This is a genomic window from Halomonas sp. A3H3 (assembly GCF_000982975.1).
Lineage (GTDB): Bacteria > Pseudomonadota > Gammaproteobacteria > Pseudomonadales > Halomonadaceae > Vreelandella > Vreelandella titanicae.
In genome coordinates, this window is the sequence record NZ_HG423343.1 from 4,883,363 (window position 1) to 4,901,284 (window position 17,922).

Genomic DNA, 17,922 nt, shown 5'->3' on the forward strand with positions numbered 1-17,922 from the left:
GCAGGGCCTGAAGCTCGCCGCCGGTATACTCTGGGACTTAGGTGAACCTAAAGAACAGGCTTGCAAACAAACGACAACAACCACACATTGCACAGCAACCAAGGCAGAATAAAATGACGACTCCTGAAGAAAACAGCGTCGATAATGAAGCCATTCATTGGGATCAGGATATTAGCTACGGCCAGTACCTGGATCTGGAACCCTTGCTTGCTTGCCAAAATCCCGCTTCTGATGAACACGATGAATTACTCTTTATCGTTATCCATCAAGTATCGGAGCTATGGATCAAACTGTGCCTTCACGAAGCTCATGGTGCCGCAGCGCATATTCAAGAAGATAACCTGCGCCCTGCTTTCAAGATGCTAGCGCGGGTTTCCAGAATTCAAGAACAGCTTATCAAGGCCTGGGAAGTGTTGGTCACCATGACCCCCGCCGACTATGCCAGCTTCCGAGACAGCCTTGGCCAAAGCTCTGGGTTTCAGTCCTATCAATATCGGGAAATGGAATTCCTGTTGGGTAACAAGAACGCCAAGCTAATCGAAGCCCACCGATCAAAACCCAAACACTACCAAAAACTTCAGGAATCCCTCCACTCACCCAGTCTGTACGATATCGTGCTGCAGCTGCTTGCCAAACGCGGCTTCAGCATTCCGGAAAGCAAAACCCAACGCGATTGGAGTATTCCCTACACCGCCAGTAGCGAGGTGGAAGCGGTCTGGACGGAAATCTACCGCAACAGCGAACAACACTGGGATCTATACGAGCTTGCTGAAAAACTGGTGGATGTCGAATTCAACTTTCAGCGCTGGCGATTCAGCCACATGAAAACAGTCGAACGTATCATTGGTTATAGACGCGGCACAGGGGGAACGGCTGGGGTGAACTATCTGGTCAAAGCGCTGGATCTTCAATTCTTCCCGGAACTGTGGAGTGTTCGGACGACGATATAAGCACTTGGCGCACTACTGCGCACCCAGTTTAACTACCGTCATGATATTCAAAACAGCGACATACAATTTTTCGGAGCAGCCATATGCCTGTAAGCCTGGATAGTGTTCGTGAGCGTGACCGCCAAGACCCATTGGCAGACTTTAAAAGCCATTTCGCTCTGCCCGAAGGCGTGCTTTATCTTGATGGGAACTCACTGGGCGCTCAACCTAAGGCCGCCAAACAGGCGGTCGATGAGACTCTGGATCAGTGGCGCGACCAACTGATCAAAGGCTGGAACCAGGGCTGGTTCGATGCCCCGGAACGCCTGGGCAATCTACTAGCCCCGGTGATTGGTGCGCAACGCGGTGAGGTGAGCGTTACTGACAATATCACGCTAAATATCTTCAAGCTGCTGGGGTATATCCTCGGCCAAGGCAAGGAGGGTCGCCAGGCGGTTCTTAGCGAAGGCGGCAACTTCCCGACTGATGGCTACATCGCCCAAGGCTATTGCCGCGTGAGTGGCGCCGAGCACCGCTTCCTGCCCGAAGGAGGCAACTTGGCCGAACACCTCGACGGTGTAGCCGTGGTGGTACTGAGCCAAGTTAATTACCGTACTGGCAAATTACGCGATATAGCCACCACCACGAAACTGGTGCACGACCACGGCGCGGAAGTCATCTGGGATTTGGCCCATTCCGCAGGCGCACTGCCCATTGATCTAAACGGTTGCGGTGCTCGCTACGCCGTAGGCTGTACGTACAAGTACCTTAACGGCGGCCCTGGCGCGCCAGCTTTTTTATACGTGCATAGCGATCACCAAGACAAAGGTTGGCAGCCGCTTTCCGGCTGGCACGGCCATGCATCGCCCTTCGCTTTTGAAGCGGATTACACCCCAGCGGGGGATATTTCCCGCTTTCGCACTGGCACCCATTCGGCACTGGCCTACGCCGCTCTGGAAGCCTCACTCGCCCTATGGAGCGAGGTGGACATGCAGGCGCTGAGAGAAAAAAGTCTGGCCATGAGCGACCTGTTTCGAGAGTGTTTAAGCGATATTTTTACCACTCATAATATTGACGATATAACCCCGTCAGCCAGTGAGCGCGGCAGCCAGGTATCACTGATGGATAGTCAAAACGGTTACGCTATCGTTCAAGCCTTGATTGCCCGCGGTGTGATCGGCGACTACCGGGAACCCGGCTTAATGCGTTTTGGTTTTACTCCGCTCTATCTCAGTTTTAAAGATGTTTGGCAGGCCGCCCAGCACTTCCGCGAGGTAATGGAAAGCGGTGAGTACCAGGATCCGCAGTTTCATGTACGTGGTGCCGTTACCTAATAGAGGTACGTGATGACTGAGATACCCCTGAACCTCGCCTACTCGCCGAGCCATTTCGCTCGGGATTTCGAAGCCACTTTAACGCGTCAGGCAGCTTTAGGTAGTGACCTAGTGGCACGCCACCAGCCGATTACCCTGCGCTACGGTGAAGATCCGGCGGCCCGCCTCAACCTGTTTGTTCCGGAAAGTACCGCGGGCCCCTGGCCGCTGATGCTATTTATTCACGGCGGCTACTGGCAGGCGCTGGATAACACCGCGACGGACTTTCTGGCTGAACGCTACCTGGCCCGTGGCATGGCTTTCGCCTCCCTGGGTTACGGCTTAGCACCGGAAACCTCCATTAACACCATGGTGAACCAGTGCCTTGAAGGGATTCCGGCGGCATACAACGCCCTCGCGGATAACGGTGGCGTGTGGTCGATTGTATTAGGCGGTCATAGTGCCGGTGCTCAGTTGGCTTACTGGGTAGCCGCCAGTGGTGATATACCCATTGATAAGTTGATGCTGGTTAGCGGCGTTTATGACCTAACGCCATTGGTGGATACCTACGTTAACGAAGCGATGGAGCTCAGCCCAACCCAAGCGCTTGCGTTAAGCCCTATATTTGCCGATTCGAGCAAACTACCCTCATGCCAAGTGGTGATCGCCGAAAATGATCCGCCCTCTTTCCGCCAACAAGCACACGATTTTGTAGCAGCGTTAAAGACTAGCCATATCCAAGTCGAGCTCGTGGATATAGCTAATTGCGATCACTTTGATGTGTTAGATGCTCTATGAGTTTGAACATACAATCGGCAGGAGCAAGTACAACAATGGCCAAAATAAGCGGCCGAATAACGTTTAAAGCAGTATTACCCACCCTATCTCAACCGTGAAGCGCCGCCTCAATGTCCGCGATGTTGATTTTTCTCATCTGCATCATCGCGTCGAATGCGCGCTTAGCGACGGCAGGATCGGGATTGGTAACGGCCTTAATCAGCACAGCAGGCGTTATCTGCCACGATAGTCCCCATTTATCCTTGCACCAGCCACAGGCGCTTTCCTTGCCACCATTGCTAACAATGGCATTCCAATAGCGATCCGTTTCGGCTTGGTCATGCGTTGAGACCTGAAAAGAGAACGACTCATTGTGCGTAACCCCAGGCCCGCCGTTGAGCCCAAGGCACGGAATGCCCATCACGGTAAACTCGACGGTCAATACATCCCCCTGCTTACCCGATGGAAAGTCTCCCGGTGCGTGATGAACCGCCCTGACAAACGAATCAGGAAAGGTATCAGCGTAAAAGCGCGCTGCCTCTTCTGCGCCACCATCGTACCAAAGGCAAACAGTGTTCTTTGCGGGGGTTGCCATATCACATCTCCACTAAAACCATCGCGTCATCAAGCTCAGTGAAATATTTACCGCGCTTACCAAGTCTCCTCAGAGCCCGGTGGCCCCATATCGATCTGCATATCAGGCGCTATATCCACTACGCCTTTGATCTTTTTCAGCCGTTCCGCCGTGGCATCGTCAGCCGAGCCGGTAATGCAACCGATCTCCTCCAGCACCTCCTGGATATTTAATCCTTCAGCGCTGAGACGTGTGGCCATTTCATTTATCGGTTGATCGCTGGAAATAGTGATCAACCATAGCGCTACCGCTGACATCTGGCGTACCTCCCTAGTAAGTGCACTGGCCGGCCTGAAAGGAGCGCCTGCCCAGTGCGTCGCCCAACATCAAGGCGCTTGTACCAACCCAGCTCCCACGCGGGATTCAGGCGATGGCAGCTCTTGCACCGAAGCCACTAGCTGTTGCCACAGTTTCCTTCCCCGTAATGAGGCATCAGACTGTGCCCACAGTGCCGCGCAGCCTGCCACGTGTGGTGCCGCCATGCTGGTGCCACTGATCGTCTTATGGCGAGTGGGCCGGGGCCATGAGGAGAAGATATCGCGCCCAGGCGCGGCAATTTCGATCTTGCCATGATTGGAAAAGCTGGAAGGCTTCAGGTTCGGATCGAGAGACGCCACCGACATCACGGTAGGCGAGTTGGCAGGCGCCCCTGTATTGGTTGCAGAATTTCCCGCTGCAGCGATAACGAGGCACCCATTACGCAGCGCCGCTTCACCAGCATGGGTGTAGGCGGCCTGCACCGGGCTCTGGCTGCCAAGCGACATCGAGATCACTTCACACCGGTTGGCTATGGCCCAGTTTAGGCCAGCGAGAACGCCCGCCCCGGTACTGCTGCCCGAGTTGGTCAGCACCTTGCCGACGAAGACCTGCGCCTCATACGCGATCCCGTAACGCTGAGTGTTTTCACCGGGCGCCTGGGGGCCACAGGCCGTGCCGATACAGTGAGTACCGTGCCCGTTAATATCCTGCACCGGCTCCCCGACGAATGAGCGGGTAACGAACTCCCTACCCTCGAAATCCGGGTGGCCAAGATCCATCCCGGTATCCAGAACGGCGACTTTTATACCCGCGCCACTCCAGCTACTTTGCGGCACCTTACAGCGTTTTAGCCCCCAAGTTGGCCGAAGGGCGTCCTCTTCAAGGTTCTCTTCGCCTTCTTCCAAATCCAGCTCGACGCCAAGATCACGAGCGATGGTGCTGGCTGCCCGCAAAAAACCCCGTAGATATTCAGAATTTTCAGAAAAGGCGAAATACTCTGGCTCAATAATTTCGATGGGACTATCCGCGGCTACTTTACCCAGCGCACTCATGCCATGCTGCTGTAGGGCATCGCCGCCTACCAGCGCTACTCCAATCTCTGGAAATACCATTGCCTCAGCATCTCCGGCATCTTCCAGGCTAATGGCTTGATCGGTGAAATCCCGCGCATCAGCGATGCGAAATTTCTGGGCTTTTAGCGACTTAATGCCCTCTTCTACCCGCCCCTCACGATAGCTAATAAGAAAGCGCCCGGTTTCAAGGCAACTGCCGCCCCGCTCTAAGGCTGCCAATAGCAATTTTTCGGTGCCGCATGAAACAGTGGCGAGTAACTCACCCGCTGGCGTACTGCCTTTTCCGTTACCTGTCGGTTTTTTCGCCATCGTAGACATCCTTTTCATTTAGCTGGTAAGCGATATGGAATAGGTGAATCATAGACACCATGCAAGGGAAAGCATGCCTAGCTATGCCACATCCACCATTTCAGCTTAACGCACCTGATATGCTTCGCCAGATCGATTTCAGGCTACGGCCCTTAAACATACAGGGCGCTTAAACGAAGGAGGATAGATCATGGCCGTTATGGGTTAATCTCAGTAGGGAGGCACTCGTCATCGCGGAGTGTTAGCACTTCGAAACCAGAGGATGTGACCGCTACCGTATGCTCCCACTGAGCAGACAATTTCTTGTCACTGGTCACCACCGTCCAGCCATCCCGCTTGGTTTTTATCTTGGCCCTGCCCTGATTAATCATGGGCTCGATGGTAAACACCATCCCTTCTTTCAACGCCAGGCCTCTGCCTCTCTTCCCGTAATGCAGCACTTGCGGCTCTTCATGCATTTCGCGACCTATTCCATGGCCGCAATACTCACGAACGACAGAGTATCCGTGTTTTTCGGCATATTGCTGAATTGCGTAGCCTACATCACCCAATGTGGCACCTGGCTTGACCGCGTGTATTCCTTGCCACATGGCCTCGTAGGTTTTATCGACCAGTCGCTTGGCATAGGGAGTCACATCGCCAATCAGATACATCTTGCTGGAGTCAGCAATAAAGCCGTCTTTCTCCAGGGTAATGTCGACATTGACGATATCGCCTGTTTTGAGCATTTGCTTCTCGGATGGAATGCCATGGCACACCACGTGGTTGACTGAGGCATTCAATACGTACTGGTAATCGTATTGCCCCTTACTGGCCGGGCGAGCCTGCAATTGATCGACGATATAGCGCTCGGCCCAATCGTTAATAGCCATGGTGGATACGCCGGGCGCTATCCGTTGGTCGAGATGGCTGAACACCAATCCGAGTAGCCGTCCGGCTTCCCGCATCAAACGCAACTCCTCCTCGCTTTTCAGCGTCAGCTCACTCACCGACCACCTTCCTTACTTCAACGTCGGCTTGTTTCATTTGCTCACGCATGATGTCAGAGAAGGTCATTCCCGGATTGGCCTCAGCCAGCATGCCCACCTTTATCCAGTACTCTGCCTGGGCATTGATTGAGCGCACCATGACAGTGCTTGCCTTGCGAATATCCTCATGCAACTGGTCATTGATCTTAACGATACCCATCACACCACCCAATATATGAAACGAATATGGAATATATACGAATCATATATTGCGTAACGATTGGCGGCAAGGCTACCTGATTACGTTGTTACGGGGACACGTTGGCCAGAGGTTCCAACGCCAATACTTCTTTGCGCAGCACAAGCTTCGGCTTCTCTAACGAATCGCGCCACTGAACACACTCCTGCTGTTGCTGCGAGTCGTTATCGGGGTTTGCGACGAAGGCATCCAGCCAGGCCTGGCGGGAACACAGGTCTTGATACTCCCCGAGCAGGCGCTGGCGGTACTTCAGTTGGGACAGAAACGGCTCAGGGGTCTCTGGATTCAGATCAGCCAGGTAGCGAATCCGCTTCACGCCCTTACGCAGTTCATGGAACCCGGTGTCATGGGTATCCAACGAGAGTGCCGCCAGGTCTTCATCGTGGCGTGCGATACGCTCATTCAGTACCGTACGGATACGCTTTGGCGTCAGTTTCGAAAGTGCCTTACCAACGTCATCGGAAGCGATAAAGTGCTGCCATGCCTCCATCTCCTCAGCATACGCCGGTGCACTTAACTGCTGGCACAGCGCCTGGTGGCGTTCCCGCTGGCAATCCTGCAGCCACTGCATCAATCCCTGGCGACTACCAGAAGTGAGCGGCGGGGGCGTCTTGGCCATATCCTCCAGAAACACATCAATATCACGCAGGTCACTGGTAGCCTGGGCACGTTGCTTGAGCCGCTTAAGCATCTTTTTCAGGCCAGGCACTCGGGTAATGGCGCGCACGGATTCACCCACTGCCCGGCTACGACGCAGATTAACCCGGTACTGGTGCAGGAACTCAGGATCAATGCCTGCGATGACACCGGCTTCCAAGGCACGGATCATCTGATACTGGTGCTCCATCATGTCACGCATGCGGCTGGCGGTGTCGTTATTGCGTTTAGGTGGTTGGGGGGCAAGGCGCTGAAAAAGAGGATAGCTGGCCGCTTCCGGGGTCAGGAACCCTGCCAGTTTGGCTCCGTTATGCCCCGCGCTTTTCCAAGAAGAGCCGGACAGCGTGAAATGCAGCACGCTCCCGGTGGGCAGTGAATGCGGCGCAGCCTTGTCGAGCCAACGAGCCAGATCATGCAGCGCAGGGTTATGCCCAATCACCAGGACTCTTTCGGCTTCGTTTGGCAACGATTCGAGCCAAGCCTGCAGCCCGCCACCATCGAACGTATAAAGGTCTTCATCGAAGTGAACCTGGTTGACCAGGGTATAATCAGGCAGTTGGCCTGCGATCTCATCGAAGGTTTCCCGCGTGCGAGCCGCTGTACTGACGTAAATCCCCCCTTCTAACGCTTGCCAGTGCTGAAGCACATGCGCCATCGCCGCTGCCTGACGTTTACCACGCTTTCGCAACGGCCGTTGGTGGTCGGTCATGTCGCCACTGGGCTGTTTAGCTTTGGCGTGCCGCATTAGGTATAGGTGCCGCATTAGGTATAGGTGCCGCATGGGTTCGCTCCCAAGCACAGTATGATACGCAAAGTTTAGTACACGCCCATCTTCTAGGGAGAGTGCTGTCGAGGCTTCACCACAAACCAACTGGCCAACACCAGGCTACCGAATAGCGTGTACACCACCACAAACACCCACTCCGGCAAAGTGAAATAGAGCAGGCTGTGCAGCCAGTACTGAATAAACGAGCCCGAATAGGTGACGGCGCCTGCCTCTGCCCTCAGCGCCATTTCCCAGGTGGTTAACGGGCAAACCACGCCAAGCCAAGCCTGAACCACCACATAACCTATGGCGCATAGATGCATGATACGAAAGGTTCTATTGCGAACCCACCGCCAGCTGAAGAAGTAGCCTGCGTAAATGGCGACCAGGCCTAACACCACGAAGGCCACAAACAGCACGTGGAGAATTAAAAGGGTGTCGGCGAGCATTAGCAGCAGTGATGGGGGCATAGGAAAGCGCTACTTGCTGCCAACGGGTGAATCTGGTGCTTCGACGACATCGCTGCAGACGACGACTTGGTTCCTCCCAGCGCGTTTGCCAACATAAAGCATCTCATCCGCTCGTTTAATTAAAGACTCCAGATCGGCTTCCTCTGAATCGGTAGCCGCCACGCCAACGGTGACGCTTGGGCGCAGTTTGCCCATCTCTTCTGTTAACGAAAGTTCAGCCACCTTCTTTTTCAAACGCTCTGCTACCATTTGCGCATCGCTCGAGCTGGTGTCTGGGAGTGCGACAACAAACTCTTCACCACCAAAACGTCCTATCACATCCGTTGGGCGCAGCGATTCTGCACAGACTTCGGCAATTTTGGTTAGCACCCAATCCCCATGGCTATGCCCCCAGGTGTCGTTAATGTGTTTGAAGTGATCCACATCGATCATAAACAGGCTGAATGGCACCTTGTGGGTTTGCGAGTGCTGCAACAGATCTTTAGCCAGTTTTATAAAATGGCCGCGATTATTCAGGCTGGTCAGCGCGTCCTGCTCAGCGACTACCCTCAGCTGTTCTTCCAGTGATTTTCGGTGCGCGATCTCTTTGTGTAACTGGTGGTTATTCTCTCGCTCTTCTTGAAGCAGTGTATATTGCTTACGCTGCAGGCATTCCAAGCGCAGCAGGGCGAAAAACCCTACAACGCTGCCCATAATCAGCAACAGTGCGACCAGTAGCGTCGCTATCGGGGCAAGACTTGCGAACAGCACCGCAGCCACTAAAAAGCCAATATTTAAATAGAGGCTGGCCGCTGTCACGACTGTTAGCGGATTGGGAATCAGAAGATAAAACGCCATGGTAGCCACCACCACCGCGGTGATTTGAGTGGGGAGGCTTTCGGGTCGTAGGGGGACAATCAATATAATGCCCGTGGCAAATACCCACAGCGGTAAGGCGTGCAACCAAGCACGGTAATCATTGCCACCCCAGCGCCGCACAACGAGTGCCACCAACAGGCAAATGCTCACCACCACTATTCGCATGGTAAGCAGCAGATAGAACTCCCTGGTAAGGCCCAGCAGGTAGTAATCCGCAATCGCGAACATGCCAAAGACACATGCCGCAACGCTCACAGCAAAGCTAAACTCAAGCCGCACGCTTTCCTGGATAGAGCGGCGATACATCAACTCACGGCTGGCATCGCAAAACTGCCCGGTTAACCCATGCACCTGATACTGTTGTTTCTGTAATGGCACAGCCCCACACTCCCGACGTCACGTGGCAATTTTTCTTATTTTATCAATAACGCGATGCCACTCACCTCAACATTCAGCAGGCGTAACCGTACGATAGCTGGCCGTGGCCTTTTCCAGCCCTTGCTGTAATGCCCGAATGCGCGATTCATGGGCAGGATGCGTAGAAAGAAATTCAGGGGGCTGACCACCACCGCTAGCAGCCATGTTGCGCCACAGGGTCACGCTCTGCTGCGGGTCAAACCCCGCACGGGCCATAATTTCCAAGCCCATCAAATCGGCCTCCTCCTCATGGGTGCGGCTGAAAGGCAGGCTAATGCCCAACTGGGCACCGATACCCAAGGCCTGCATCAATTGCTGGTTGCCAAATTCCTCTTCCCCTAATAACCCCACCACCAATAACATGGCTTTAATGCCAAGCTGCTGGGTAAGCCGCTCATTGCCATGATCCGCCAACACATGCCCCACCTCGTGCCCAATCACCGCCGCTAGCTGGGCTGGCGTCTCGGCCACTCGCAGTAGCCCGCTATGCACCCCGATGCGTCCACCCGGCAGAGCAAACGCATTGGGGGAAGCATCCTCAAATACCACCACTTCCCAGCGTTCAGGGAAAGCGAGCCCTGGGTAGCTCGCCTTAGCGCCAGCCACCACTTTTTCGGCCACGCACTGCACTAATTGATTAGCCTGCGTATCGCGATTGATCGGCTGGCTATTGCGCAGCTGATTAAAGGCATCTTCTCCCATGTCAGCCATTAACGCGTTCGGTACTAACGCCAATTGGGAGCGCCCGGTGGGCGTTTCCCCACAGCCAGCCAAAGAGGCCAGCAACCCCAAAAGAAAAAGAGGTAACAGAAATCGCCGATGCATCGGATAGTATCGCCTGGATTAAGAAATGTGCAGTAGAGTGTAAGGCGCTTCGCAGGCGTGGCGCTCGTCGCGTTCATCAACGCTACCCAGCCCAAGGTGCCGGTCGTTATCGTAGGCCACAAACAGGCGGACATAATCCAACTCAGTATGAAGCTCTAGCGAACCTACCACTCCTTGTCGGAGCAGTAGATATCTTCGAGAACCTCCCCGTTAAAGTAACGGGGAGACACGCCTAGAGTTCTTCGCTGCGAGGTATTATTCGTTAAGGCTGTAAATCACTCAGGCGTTTGCGCTTCGTCGCGCATCACTTCGAGCGAAGTGATTTCAACGGTGAGCGCATCACGCGTTGTTTCTAACTCACTTACCCGATCACCGACCGCTGAAAGTTGGTTATTGGCCTCTTCTATCTGAGTATTTAGCGCTTCAAGGTCAGCTTCAACCTGACTGCGGGCATCTTCTGCCTCTTGACGAGCCTGTTGCGCGGTATCGCTGGCGGCTTCGGCCTCTTCAATCTCTGTGTTGAGCGCTTCAAGGTCTGCTTCAGCCTCGCTGCGAGCGTCTTCTGCGTCTTGACGAGACTGTTGAGCGGCATCGCGGGCGGCTTCGGCCTCTTCTTTCTCTTTTTCTACCTCGGCGTAGTTCTCATTCAGCTCTTCAAGGCTGCTCTGCCGTTCGTCGACCTGCTCATTGAGGGTCTCCACTTCTTCTTCGCGGGTTTCACGCTCGCCCCGTAAAGCCTTCAAATCTTCTTCAGCGTGGGAAATATCTGCTCGCGTCGAAGCTAGCTCGGCTTCAGCATCAGCTTGCTCAACCTCAAGGGCGCTCATTCTCTGCTGCAGTGTTGCTAAATCAAGCTCCGCGGCTTCAACCTCAGACATCTCCGCCTGAATCTGTTGATGCTCCCGCTCAGTTTCAGCCAGACGCGCTTCGAGCGCATCCATACTGTCTCCCCGCGACCCAGCAATGGTGTGCGCCACCACGGCCCAGACCACCGCAATAATCGCGATGACCAAGAGCACCTTTACCCGGTTATCGCTCAACAATGCTATCGTTGATGGTTTATTTGTCCCTGTCATTGGTGCAATCCTCTCGCTTAAGCGTTATCGCTAATATAGCAGCTAACGTATCTACGTCAGCAGGCCGTCATCTGCCCCGTTGTTAATATGGAGGAAAGTTTTTGATTCGGCTAGAAACGATCATTCAACACATTCATGTACCTGAAGCCATGGCTCCGAGGAAAATTTTTCCAATAGCAACGCCTAGCTTAGATACCCCACCCCTGCCTAGATCCTTTCACCCCAGGGGTTTTAACGCGCTGCGCAACCGCTGAGTCAGGTGTTCAGGTTGGACTGCATTCAAAGAGACGGAGTCAGATTTTTGAAAATGACAAAACTGAACGATGGCTTCCACAAAAGCAGTAACGACTCTATGTTCATCAAAAGGGTGTGGCTCGAAATATAAGTTCTTGATCTCTAAGTGACTGGTTTTGCGATGGACTTTACAATCCATCCGGCCAACAAATGCATCGCGATAAAGTAGCGGCAGGCAAAAGTAACCATACTGACGCTTGGCTTCGGGCACATAACATTCCAGCTGATAGTCGTATTGAAACAGCGCCCTGAGCCGCTCCCGCTGAATGACACTGTTGTCGAAGGGGGAAAGAATCAACATTCGCTCTTTCAAACGAGGAAGAGGGCGTTCGAGCGCTCCCCTTTCCAATATAAATACATCGCCACTGCTCACTTTCACTCTCTCTAAATCACCCTGCGCTAACCTTTCATTTACCAGGGCATTCACAGCTTTGCGTAACTCTGTATTTCGGCGCAGATAGGTCAGCCCTTTGAGTGAAGCAAACCCATGACAGCTCAATTGTTGGTCTACAAGGTGCGCCGCATACTCCTCCATGGAGGGCATCTGTAAATTTACGTGAGATGGCAATACCCGCTCGGTTAGATCATATGTCTTTTGAAAACCGTCGCGGTCGCTGACCATCAGATCGCCTTGCATATACAGCTGTTCAAGTGCCTTTTTGGCGGGCTTCCAGTCCCACCAGCCTGCACGTTTGATGCTGCTAGCCCCTACATCTCGAGACCGCAGCGGGCCATCTGAACGTATGCGAGCCAACAACTCTCCCATGAGCTTTTTATCAGGTGATCTAAACCAATGCGTTTGCCCACTTTTGATAGCGTTTTTGTAGGGCAAGGAAAAGCGAAAATCGGTAATGGGTAAAAATGCAGCCGCGTGCGACCAATACTCAAAAATGTCTTTATTGATCAACAGCTGGTTCAGCATGTGTGGCTCAAACCCTGGTACTCGGGAGTGAATAACATGATGATGGGCTCGTTCCACCACAGATATGGTGTCTATCTGAACATAACCCAGGTGGTTAATCGCTTTACGGGCACCGGCTAAGCCACGTCCATAAGGCTTATTCTGCAGCAAACCTTGCGCAGCCAGAGCAAGGCGACGTAAGCGCGACAGCTCTTGTGGGCGTTTAATTTCAGTGATTGTCATACTTGCCTCGAAGCTCGTCATTAACAGTACAAGTTTGCACTTTACCCAATGGCTACACGCCTAGAAGCGGCAAGCGCTTAAGCTTGTGGTACTTCAGAGCCAACTCGATGCAATGCCTTAACGGAACCTGTTCGATATTCACACTCAGAGGGAGCACAATAGCTCTCTTACCCTCATACTCAAATTCATCAGGATATATTTCTTTGAACGTTTCAATCAAACATGTTTGGCAGTGAAAAAATACCTTAATGACGTCTGGATCTTTAGGTTTCCAGTCGATTCGAATGGTAGTGCCCCCTTTGACAAGATAACTAGCTTCTCCCCATTTAAGCGCTTCTTCGACATCGCCAAGCTCATCTTCAGCAGCTACTGCCAGAATGAGTTGTCGCACGCTCTCAAGCTGCAACCGTGCGCCTTTCGGGTAGCTTTCAAACTTAGCCTGAACATCTGGATTCACGTTAAACTTACTCCAGGGTTAGCAGCGAGAGGCATAAAATTCATCTATCACACCAAACCGAAAGGCCATCGTTCCACGATAGTCTCAACATGCCGGCTCCCACCATTCTGAGTTACGTCCATAGTGTCTAATTACATCAACCTTGCTTTCAGCATGTTGAGTTACTATCAGTTAGTCAGATTTAGCTGCCAATAGCCAACGTCGTGCCATTGATCGAACTTAAACCCTACCTTTTCAAAATGGGCCACTTTTTTCATGCCCATTTTTTCGTGCAGTGCAACGCTGGCCGGGTTGGGAAGCGTGATACCGCCCATCACCGCATGAATACCGCACTCTGTGAGCGTGGAAAAGAGCGTTTCGTACAGCTTTGCGCCCAAGCCCCTACCGTGCGCCTGATTGGAAAGGTAGACGCTGACTTCAACTGAAAATCGATAGGCGCTTCTCTCTTTCCATTTGGTAGCGTAGGCATAGCCCACCACATCACCCTCTTCTACTGCCACCAACCAAGGCAAACCTGCCCCCTGAACGTTTTCAATCCGGCCTTGGATGTCTGAACCCAATACTGGCTTTTCTTCAAATGAAATAGCGGTATTTTCGATGTAGTGGTTATAAATGTGCGCTATGGTTTCCGAATCACCCTTTACGGCATCTCTGATCATGTTTTTTTCCATTTATATTCTGACGGTTTACGTTCACTGATTAACATAATTCAACTTCCGCTTTCGTGATCAGCTAGAGTGCCGTTTAAGCCAAGCTAAGCCGCAATAAGAGCCGCCCTCTAACCACCGCACCGCGTTGCCAGAAACTCGCCATTGCCAACAGGTACAGTGCACGTGGTGAAATCAGGATCTGCCGATACCAGCGCCATAAAATCAGCCATTTCATCTGCATGGGAAGTGGCGTTATCCACCACAAGCAGTCCGCCCTTGCGTAAAACTCGCTGGATATTCGGCCACCAATTCACATAATCAGAGCGCTTTGAGTCTAAAAAGAGCAGATCGAAACAGGCATCGTCCAGGCTTTCAAGAAGCCCACCCACCTCCCCTCGCTGCTGAGTGATGACATCAGAGAGGCCTGAGCGCTCAAAATTTCTCGCGGCCATCTCAAGCTTGTATTCGGAAAGCTCAACAGTGGTAACGTGCCCACCAACCCTCTGCACTGCCTGAGCCAGCCATAAGGTGGAGTACCCATTCGAGGTGCCAATTTCCAGCACTCGTTGAGCATTGGTTGCTTGAACTAGTACCGATAGGAACTCCCCCGTATCACGGGTGATATTGAGCATTCGTCTTGGGCGCTCAGAAATAGCAGCATCGTTTTGTTGGCCAAATTGCTCAAGTTCCGTTAGCAGTTCTTGAAGGGTTTCACTCATAGTTGTCTCCCGATACGAACACATCCAATTTACCGTCTTTTGCTTATACAGGTCGCTTAGCAAGCAGTGCCCAGACACCCGCCGAAGAGAGTAACGTTCCGCCAACCAAGTTGAAGCGACGCTGGGCGCGACGCGATGCCAGCATCTTGCGCACCGATGCTGCGAATACGGCGTAGAGAGTGGCATTAAGCGTTGCCAACGCCACAAACGTGATCGCAAGTATCCACAGTTGTTGCCCAGCATCGGCGTTCGGGCTGACGAATTGCGGCAAAAAGGCGACGAAGAAGATAATGCCCTTCGGGTTGAGCGCAGTAACGAGATAGGTATTGGTGAAAAGCTTCCAGCGCGAACCTGATACCGCCGGTGTTACCGGCTGCACAGAGGATATACCGGCACGCAATAGTTTGATGCCCATATAGAGAAGGTATAAACCGCCGATCCACTTGATCACAGTGAACCAGAATGCCGAGGTGGCTAACACCGCTCCCAAGCCAAGCAGTGAAAAGAGCAGCGCCGTTGAATCACCCAATGCCACCGCAGCAACAAGCGGAATATTGGCGCGCCTACCTTGGGCGATAGAGTAGCTGACCACGGTCAGAATCGTTGGCCCAGGGATGGCGAGCAATGCCACCGACGCCAGGGCAAAGGCGAACCAGATTTCAATAGACATGGAAAGCTACCTCACAGGTTGTTAATGCTAAGTTAGCATAAGCTCAACAATGATTGGAGTGCTCTGCTAGAAGCTAAGCGGCTCTAGCTATCATTCTTGCTTTTAACCATCAGCACATACCCAGCTGAGCGGCGATCCAGCGTCCCAGCGCCAGGGAACCAACAAAAGCACCGACTAGCCCCAGATAGGCGCCAACCATCCAACTGCGATGCTGCTCTATCCTGCCCTTGAGGATAGCCACCACTGCAACGGCAAGAGCTACTAACACCCACAACGAAAGCAGATGAATCGGTCTAAAGTGACCTATCAGCGGCAGAACGCCACCACCAGCTCAAGGAACGCCTAACGACCTACGCTGCCATAGAACGAGAGTGGTTTAGCAACCCAGAGACGTTCACGCCCGTCCAGCGCGCTCCCTGGCACACGCTGAGGCTTGGCCAACGCCTTACCGAGACGTGGGTGGAATGGGTCGAGGAAGTGATGGAAGAGGATTAGCTATTGGTGAAACCAGCTTCTCGTGGAAGCTTGGGGCTTTGGAGGGAGGGATTGTTATCGGCCAGGAGCTAACTTCAAGAAAGCCTTGACGTTTCAATAACAAGAGCAAGTTGGTGGGTCGAAATTAACCAAAATTTTGCAGGCAAGGTCTGCATCTATCAAAAAACACCATAACCACTTATCAATAATCAACCGTGGTCAGGCCATGATGATTAATGGATCGTTCGAAGAAAAAAGAGAAACTCTTGACAGACCTCCCTATACTGTATCTATCCACTGACGAAATACCAATCAAAGGGTCGCTGTGAAGATTGGGGATAATCGCCAGCTTGGTAGTTTTCCTCACTTACCCGCCCGGCGGCCCCTCGTATGAACCTTGCCCTGGGCATACCTCAAGGTGTTCGTCATGAACCAACTTTCACAAACCGCAATAGAGGAGTTCAAAACCAATTTTTCAGGAAGCGTGATTCTTCCAGAAGATAAACAATACGAGGAAGCGCGTCAGATATGGAATGCCATGATTGATCGCAGACCCTCCATGATTGCCTGTTGCACTTCACCTGACGATGTTGTTCAGTCCTTAAACTTCGTACGCCGGCACGATCTCCCTTTCTCCGTGCGCGGCGGTGGTCACAACATTGCAGGCACCTCTGCCTGCGACGATGGCGTTATGATCGACCTCTCGCAAATGAAGAGAGTAGACATTGATCCAGAACTTCACCTTGGATACGTCGAGCCAGGTTGCAACCTGGCGGACTTCGATGCCTCTGCCCAAGCGTATGGTCTTGCTACCCCACTGGGCATCAACTCCACCACGGGTGTGGCCGGTCTGACCTTGGGAGGAGGATTCGGTTGGCTAAGCCGAAAGTACGGCATGACCATCGACAACCTGCTTGGCATGGACGTCATTACCGCCGATGGCCAACAGTTGCATGCCAGTGAATCGGAAAACGACGACCTTTTCTGGGGGCTTCGCGGTGGAGGCGGTAACTTCGGTATCGTTACCCGTTTCGAGTACCAATTGCATCCGGTAGGCCCGAATGTTCTATGCGGTCTTATCGTCTTTCCCTTCGACGAAGCAAAATCGATCATCACACAGTTCGCCCGCTTCACGCAGACGATGCCAGACGAACTCAACGTGTGGATGGTGACGCGCAAGGCGCCCCCCTTGCCTTTCCTGGCCGGGGCAGTACACGGGAAAGAGATTGTCGCTCTTGCCATTTGCTACGCAGGCGACCCCTTAGAAGGCGAGAAACACATCGAACCGCTTAGAAGGTTTGGTAACGCATACGGCGAGCATATCGGTGTGCAGCCATATATCGACTGGCAAAAAGCGTTCGACCCACTGTTAACGCCAGGGGCACGCAACTACTGGAAGTCTCATAATTTCTCGACGCTGGCAGAAGAGCCGATCGATGCTATCATCGAATACGCTGGTGCCCTACCGTCTTCACAGTGCGAGATTTTTATTGCCACGATAGGCGGTCAAACAGGCCGAGTGCAACCCGAAGCGATGGCGTACTCGAACCGTGATGCTAATTATGTGATGAACGTGCATGCTCGTTGGGAGACGGCCGTAGAGGATGAACGCTGCATTGCCTGGGCGCGTGAATTCTTCAACCGGTCACAGCCTTATGCCAGTGGAGGTGCCTACGTCAACTTTCTGACCGGAGATGAAGCTGACCGCACTGCCTTCGCCTATGGAGCGAGCTATGAGCGGCTGGTGGCGCTCAAGAAGAAGTTCGATCCGACAAACCTCTTCCGTATCAACCAGAATATCCTCCCGACCTGAATGCATTTCGCGTCATAGCGCTATAAGCTTTAGAGTTCAAACTGTGCAACCCCCTGAAAGCGTCGCGGTTGTTCACCTGCGCTGGCACTCTGCTCCTTCGAAGTCGTCCAGC

General features: G+C 53.0%; 22 protein-coding genes. 5 read left to right on the top strand and 17 right to left on the bottom strand.

The features are described from left to right. The first annotated feature begins 113 nt into the window (after positions 1–113). The 3 genes from kynA to HALA3H3_RS22190 all read left to right on the top strand — a co-directional run bounded on the left by kynA (position 114) and on the right by HALA3H3_RS22190 (position 3,040). Positions 114–950 carry a tryptophan 2,3-dioxygenase gene (gene kynA / locus HALA3H3_RS22180; protein WP_022523743.1) on the top strand — a complete coding sequence of 279 codons (837 nt, stop codon included), beginning with the start codon at positions 114–116 and terminating at the stop codon, positions 948–950. Positions 951–1,033: 83 nt separating this feature from the next. Continuing rightward, positions 1,034–2,263, top strand: a complete 1,230-nt coding sequence (kynU, locus tag HALA3H3_RS22185; RefSeq protein ID WP_022523744.1) for a kynureninase — start codon at positions 1,034–1,036, stop codon at positions 2,261–2,263. Between the two features lie 12 nt (positions 2,264–2,275). Continuing rightward, positions 2,276–3,040: an alpha/beta hydrolase gene (locus tag HALA3H3_RS22190; protein WP_022523745.1), complete on the top strand. Its 765-nt coding sequence runs from the start codon at positions 2,276–2,278 to the stop codon at positions 3,038–3,040. A gap of 88 nt (positions 3,041–3,128) precedes the next feature. On the opposite strand, the gene HALA3H3_RS22195 is transcribed toward HALA3H3_RS22190, so the two are convergent. The 17 genes from HALA3H3_RS22195 to HALA3H3_RS27530 form a co-directional block, all read right to left on the bottom strand. Continuing rightward, complete coding sequence (locus HALA3H3_RS22195; RefSeq protein ID WP_022523746.1) at positions 3,129–3,614, bottom strand: VOC family protein; 486 nt, start codon at positions 3,612–3,614, stop codon at positions 3,129–3,131. A 56-nt stretch (positions 3,615–3,670) separates the two neighbouring features. Beyond that, a complete protein-coding gene (locus HALA3H3_RS22200; RefSeq protein WP_022523747.1) occupies positions 3,671–3,910 on the bottom strand; it encodes a hypothetical protein in 240 nt (79 codons plus the stop codon). A 69-nt stretch (positions 3,911–3,979) separates the two neighbouring features. Next, positions 3,980–5,293 (bottom strand): S8 family serine peptidase, encoded by a 1,314-nt coding sequence (locus tag HALA3H3_RS22205; RefSeq protein ID WP_022523748.1) that lies wholly within the window; start codon positions 5,291–5,293, stop codon positions 3,980–3,982. A 197-nt stretch (positions 5,294–5,490) separates the two neighbouring features. Beyond that, entirely contained in the window at positions 5,491–6,282 is a 792-nt protein-coding gene (gene map, locus HALA3H3_RS22210) for a type I methionyl aminopeptidase (protein WP_022523749.1), read from the bottom strand. Beyond that, entirely contained in the window at positions 6,275–6,481 is a 207-nt protein-coding gene (locus tag HALA3H3_RS22215) for a ParD-like family protein (RefSeq protein ID WP_022523750.1), read from the bottom strand. Before HALA3H3_RS22215 ends, map begins: the two co-directional genes overlap by 8 nt. 88 nt (positions 6,482–6,569) lie before the next feature. Then, positions 6,570–7,958 carry a CHAD domain-containing protein gene (locus HALA3H3_RS22220; RefSeq protein WP_022523751.1) on the bottom strand — a complete coding sequence of 463 codons (1,389 nt, stop codon included), beginning with the start codon at positions 7,956–7,958 and terminating at the stop codon, positions 6,570–6,572. Between the two features lie 53 nt (positions 7,959–8,011). Further along, complete coding sequence (locus HALA3H3_RS22225; RefSeq protein WP_022523752.1) at positions 8,012–8,413, bottom strand: DUF2784 domain-containing protein; 402 nt, start codon at positions 8,411–8,413, stop codon at positions 8,012–8,014. A gap of 9 nt (positions 8,414–8,422) precedes the next feature. Beyond that, on the bottom strand, positions 8,423–9,649 hold the full coding sequence (locus HALA3H3_RS22230) for a GGDEF domain-containing protein (protein ID WP_022523753.1): 1,227 nt from the start codon (positions 9,647–9,649) through the stop codon (positions 8,423–8,425). Between the two features lie 66 nt (positions 9,650–9,715). After that, complete coding sequence (locus tag HALA3H3_RS22235; protein ID WP_022523754.1) at positions 9,716–10,513, bottom strand: M48 family metallopeptidase; 798 nt, start codon at positions 10,511–10,513, stop codon at positions 9,716–9,718. An 18-nt stretch (positions 10,514–10,531) separates the two neighbouring features. Continuing rightward, positions 10,532–10,684 carry a hypothetical protein gene (locus HALA3H3_RS26975; RefSeq protein WP_022523755.1) on the bottom strand — a complete coding sequence of 51 codons (153 nt, stop codon included), beginning with the start codon at positions 10,682–10,684 and terminating at the stop codon, positions 10,532–10,534. Between the two features lie 104 nt (positions 10,685–10,788). Further along, positions 10,789–11,589 carry a coiled-coil domain-containing protein gene (locus HALA3H3_RS22240; protein WP_022523756.1) on the bottom strand — a complete coding sequence of 267 codons (801 nt, stop codon included), beginning with the start codon at positions 11,587–11,589 and terminating at the stop codon, positions 10,789–10,791. A gap of 217 nt (positions 11,590–11,806) precedes the next feature. Continuing rightward, positions 11,807–13,027 (bottom strand): winged helix-turn-helix domain-containing protein, encoded by a 1,221-nt coding sequence (locus tag HALA3H3_RS22245; RefSeq protein WP_238326104.1) that lies wholly within the window; start codon positions 13,025–13,027, stop codon positions 11,807–11,809. Between the two features lie 52 nt (positions 13,028–13,079). Next, positions 13,080–13,484, bottom strand: coding sequence for a DUF1801 domain-containing protein (locus tag HALA3H3_RS22250; protein WP_022523758.1), 405 nt, complete (start codon positions 13,482–13,484; stop codon positions 13,080–13,082). 167 nt (positions 13,485–13,651) lie between these two features. Beyond that, positions 13,652–14,155, bottom strand: coding sequence for an arsinothricin resistance N-acetyltransferase ArsN1 family B (locus HALA3H3_RS22255; RefSeq protein WP_238326105.1), 504 nt, complete (start codon positions 14,153–14,155; stop codon positions 13,652–13,654). Positions 14,156–14,262: 107 nt separating this feature from the next. Further along, positions 14,263–14,853 carry an O-methyltransferase gene (locus tag HALA3H3_RS22260; RefSeq protein WP_022523760.1) on the bottom strand — a complete coding sequence of 197 codons (591 nt, stop codon included), beginning with the start codon at positions 14,851–14,853 and terminating at the stop codon, positions 14,263–14,265. 43 nt (positions 14,854–14,896) lie between these two features. Further along, a complete protein-coding gene (locus HALA3H3_RS22265) occupies positions 14,897–15,523 on the bottom strand; it encodes a LysE family translocator (RefSeq protein WP_022523761.1) in 627 nt (208 codons plus the stop codon). 109 nt (positions 15,524–15,632) lie between these two features. Continuing rightward, on the bottom strand, positions 15,633–15,839 hold the full coding sequence (locus HALA3H3_RS27530) for a DUF2306 domain-containing protein (protein WP_081742528.1): 207 nt from the start codon (positions 15,837–15,839) through the stop codon (positions 15,633–15,635). A gap of 44 nt (positions 15,840–15,883) precedes the next feature. On the opposite strand from HALA3H3_RS27530, the gene HALA3H3_RS26400 reads away from it, so the two are divergent. Together HALA3H3_RS26400 and HALA3H3_RS22275 are read left to right on the top strand one after the other, a co-directional pair. Further along, complete coding sequence (locus tag HALA3H3_RS26400) at positions 15,884–16,018, top strand: hypothetical protein (RefSeq protein ID WP_231500688.1); 135 nt, start codon at positions 15,884–15,886, stop codon at positions 16,016–16,018. Positions 16,019–16,424: 406 nt separating this feature from the next. Beyond that, a complete protein-coding gene (locus HALA3H3_RS22275; protein WP_022523763.1) occupies positions 16,425–17,810 on the top strand; it encodes an FAD-binding oxidoreductase in 1,386 nt (461 codons plus the stop codon). Positions 17,811–17,922 lie beyond the last annotated feature (112 nt).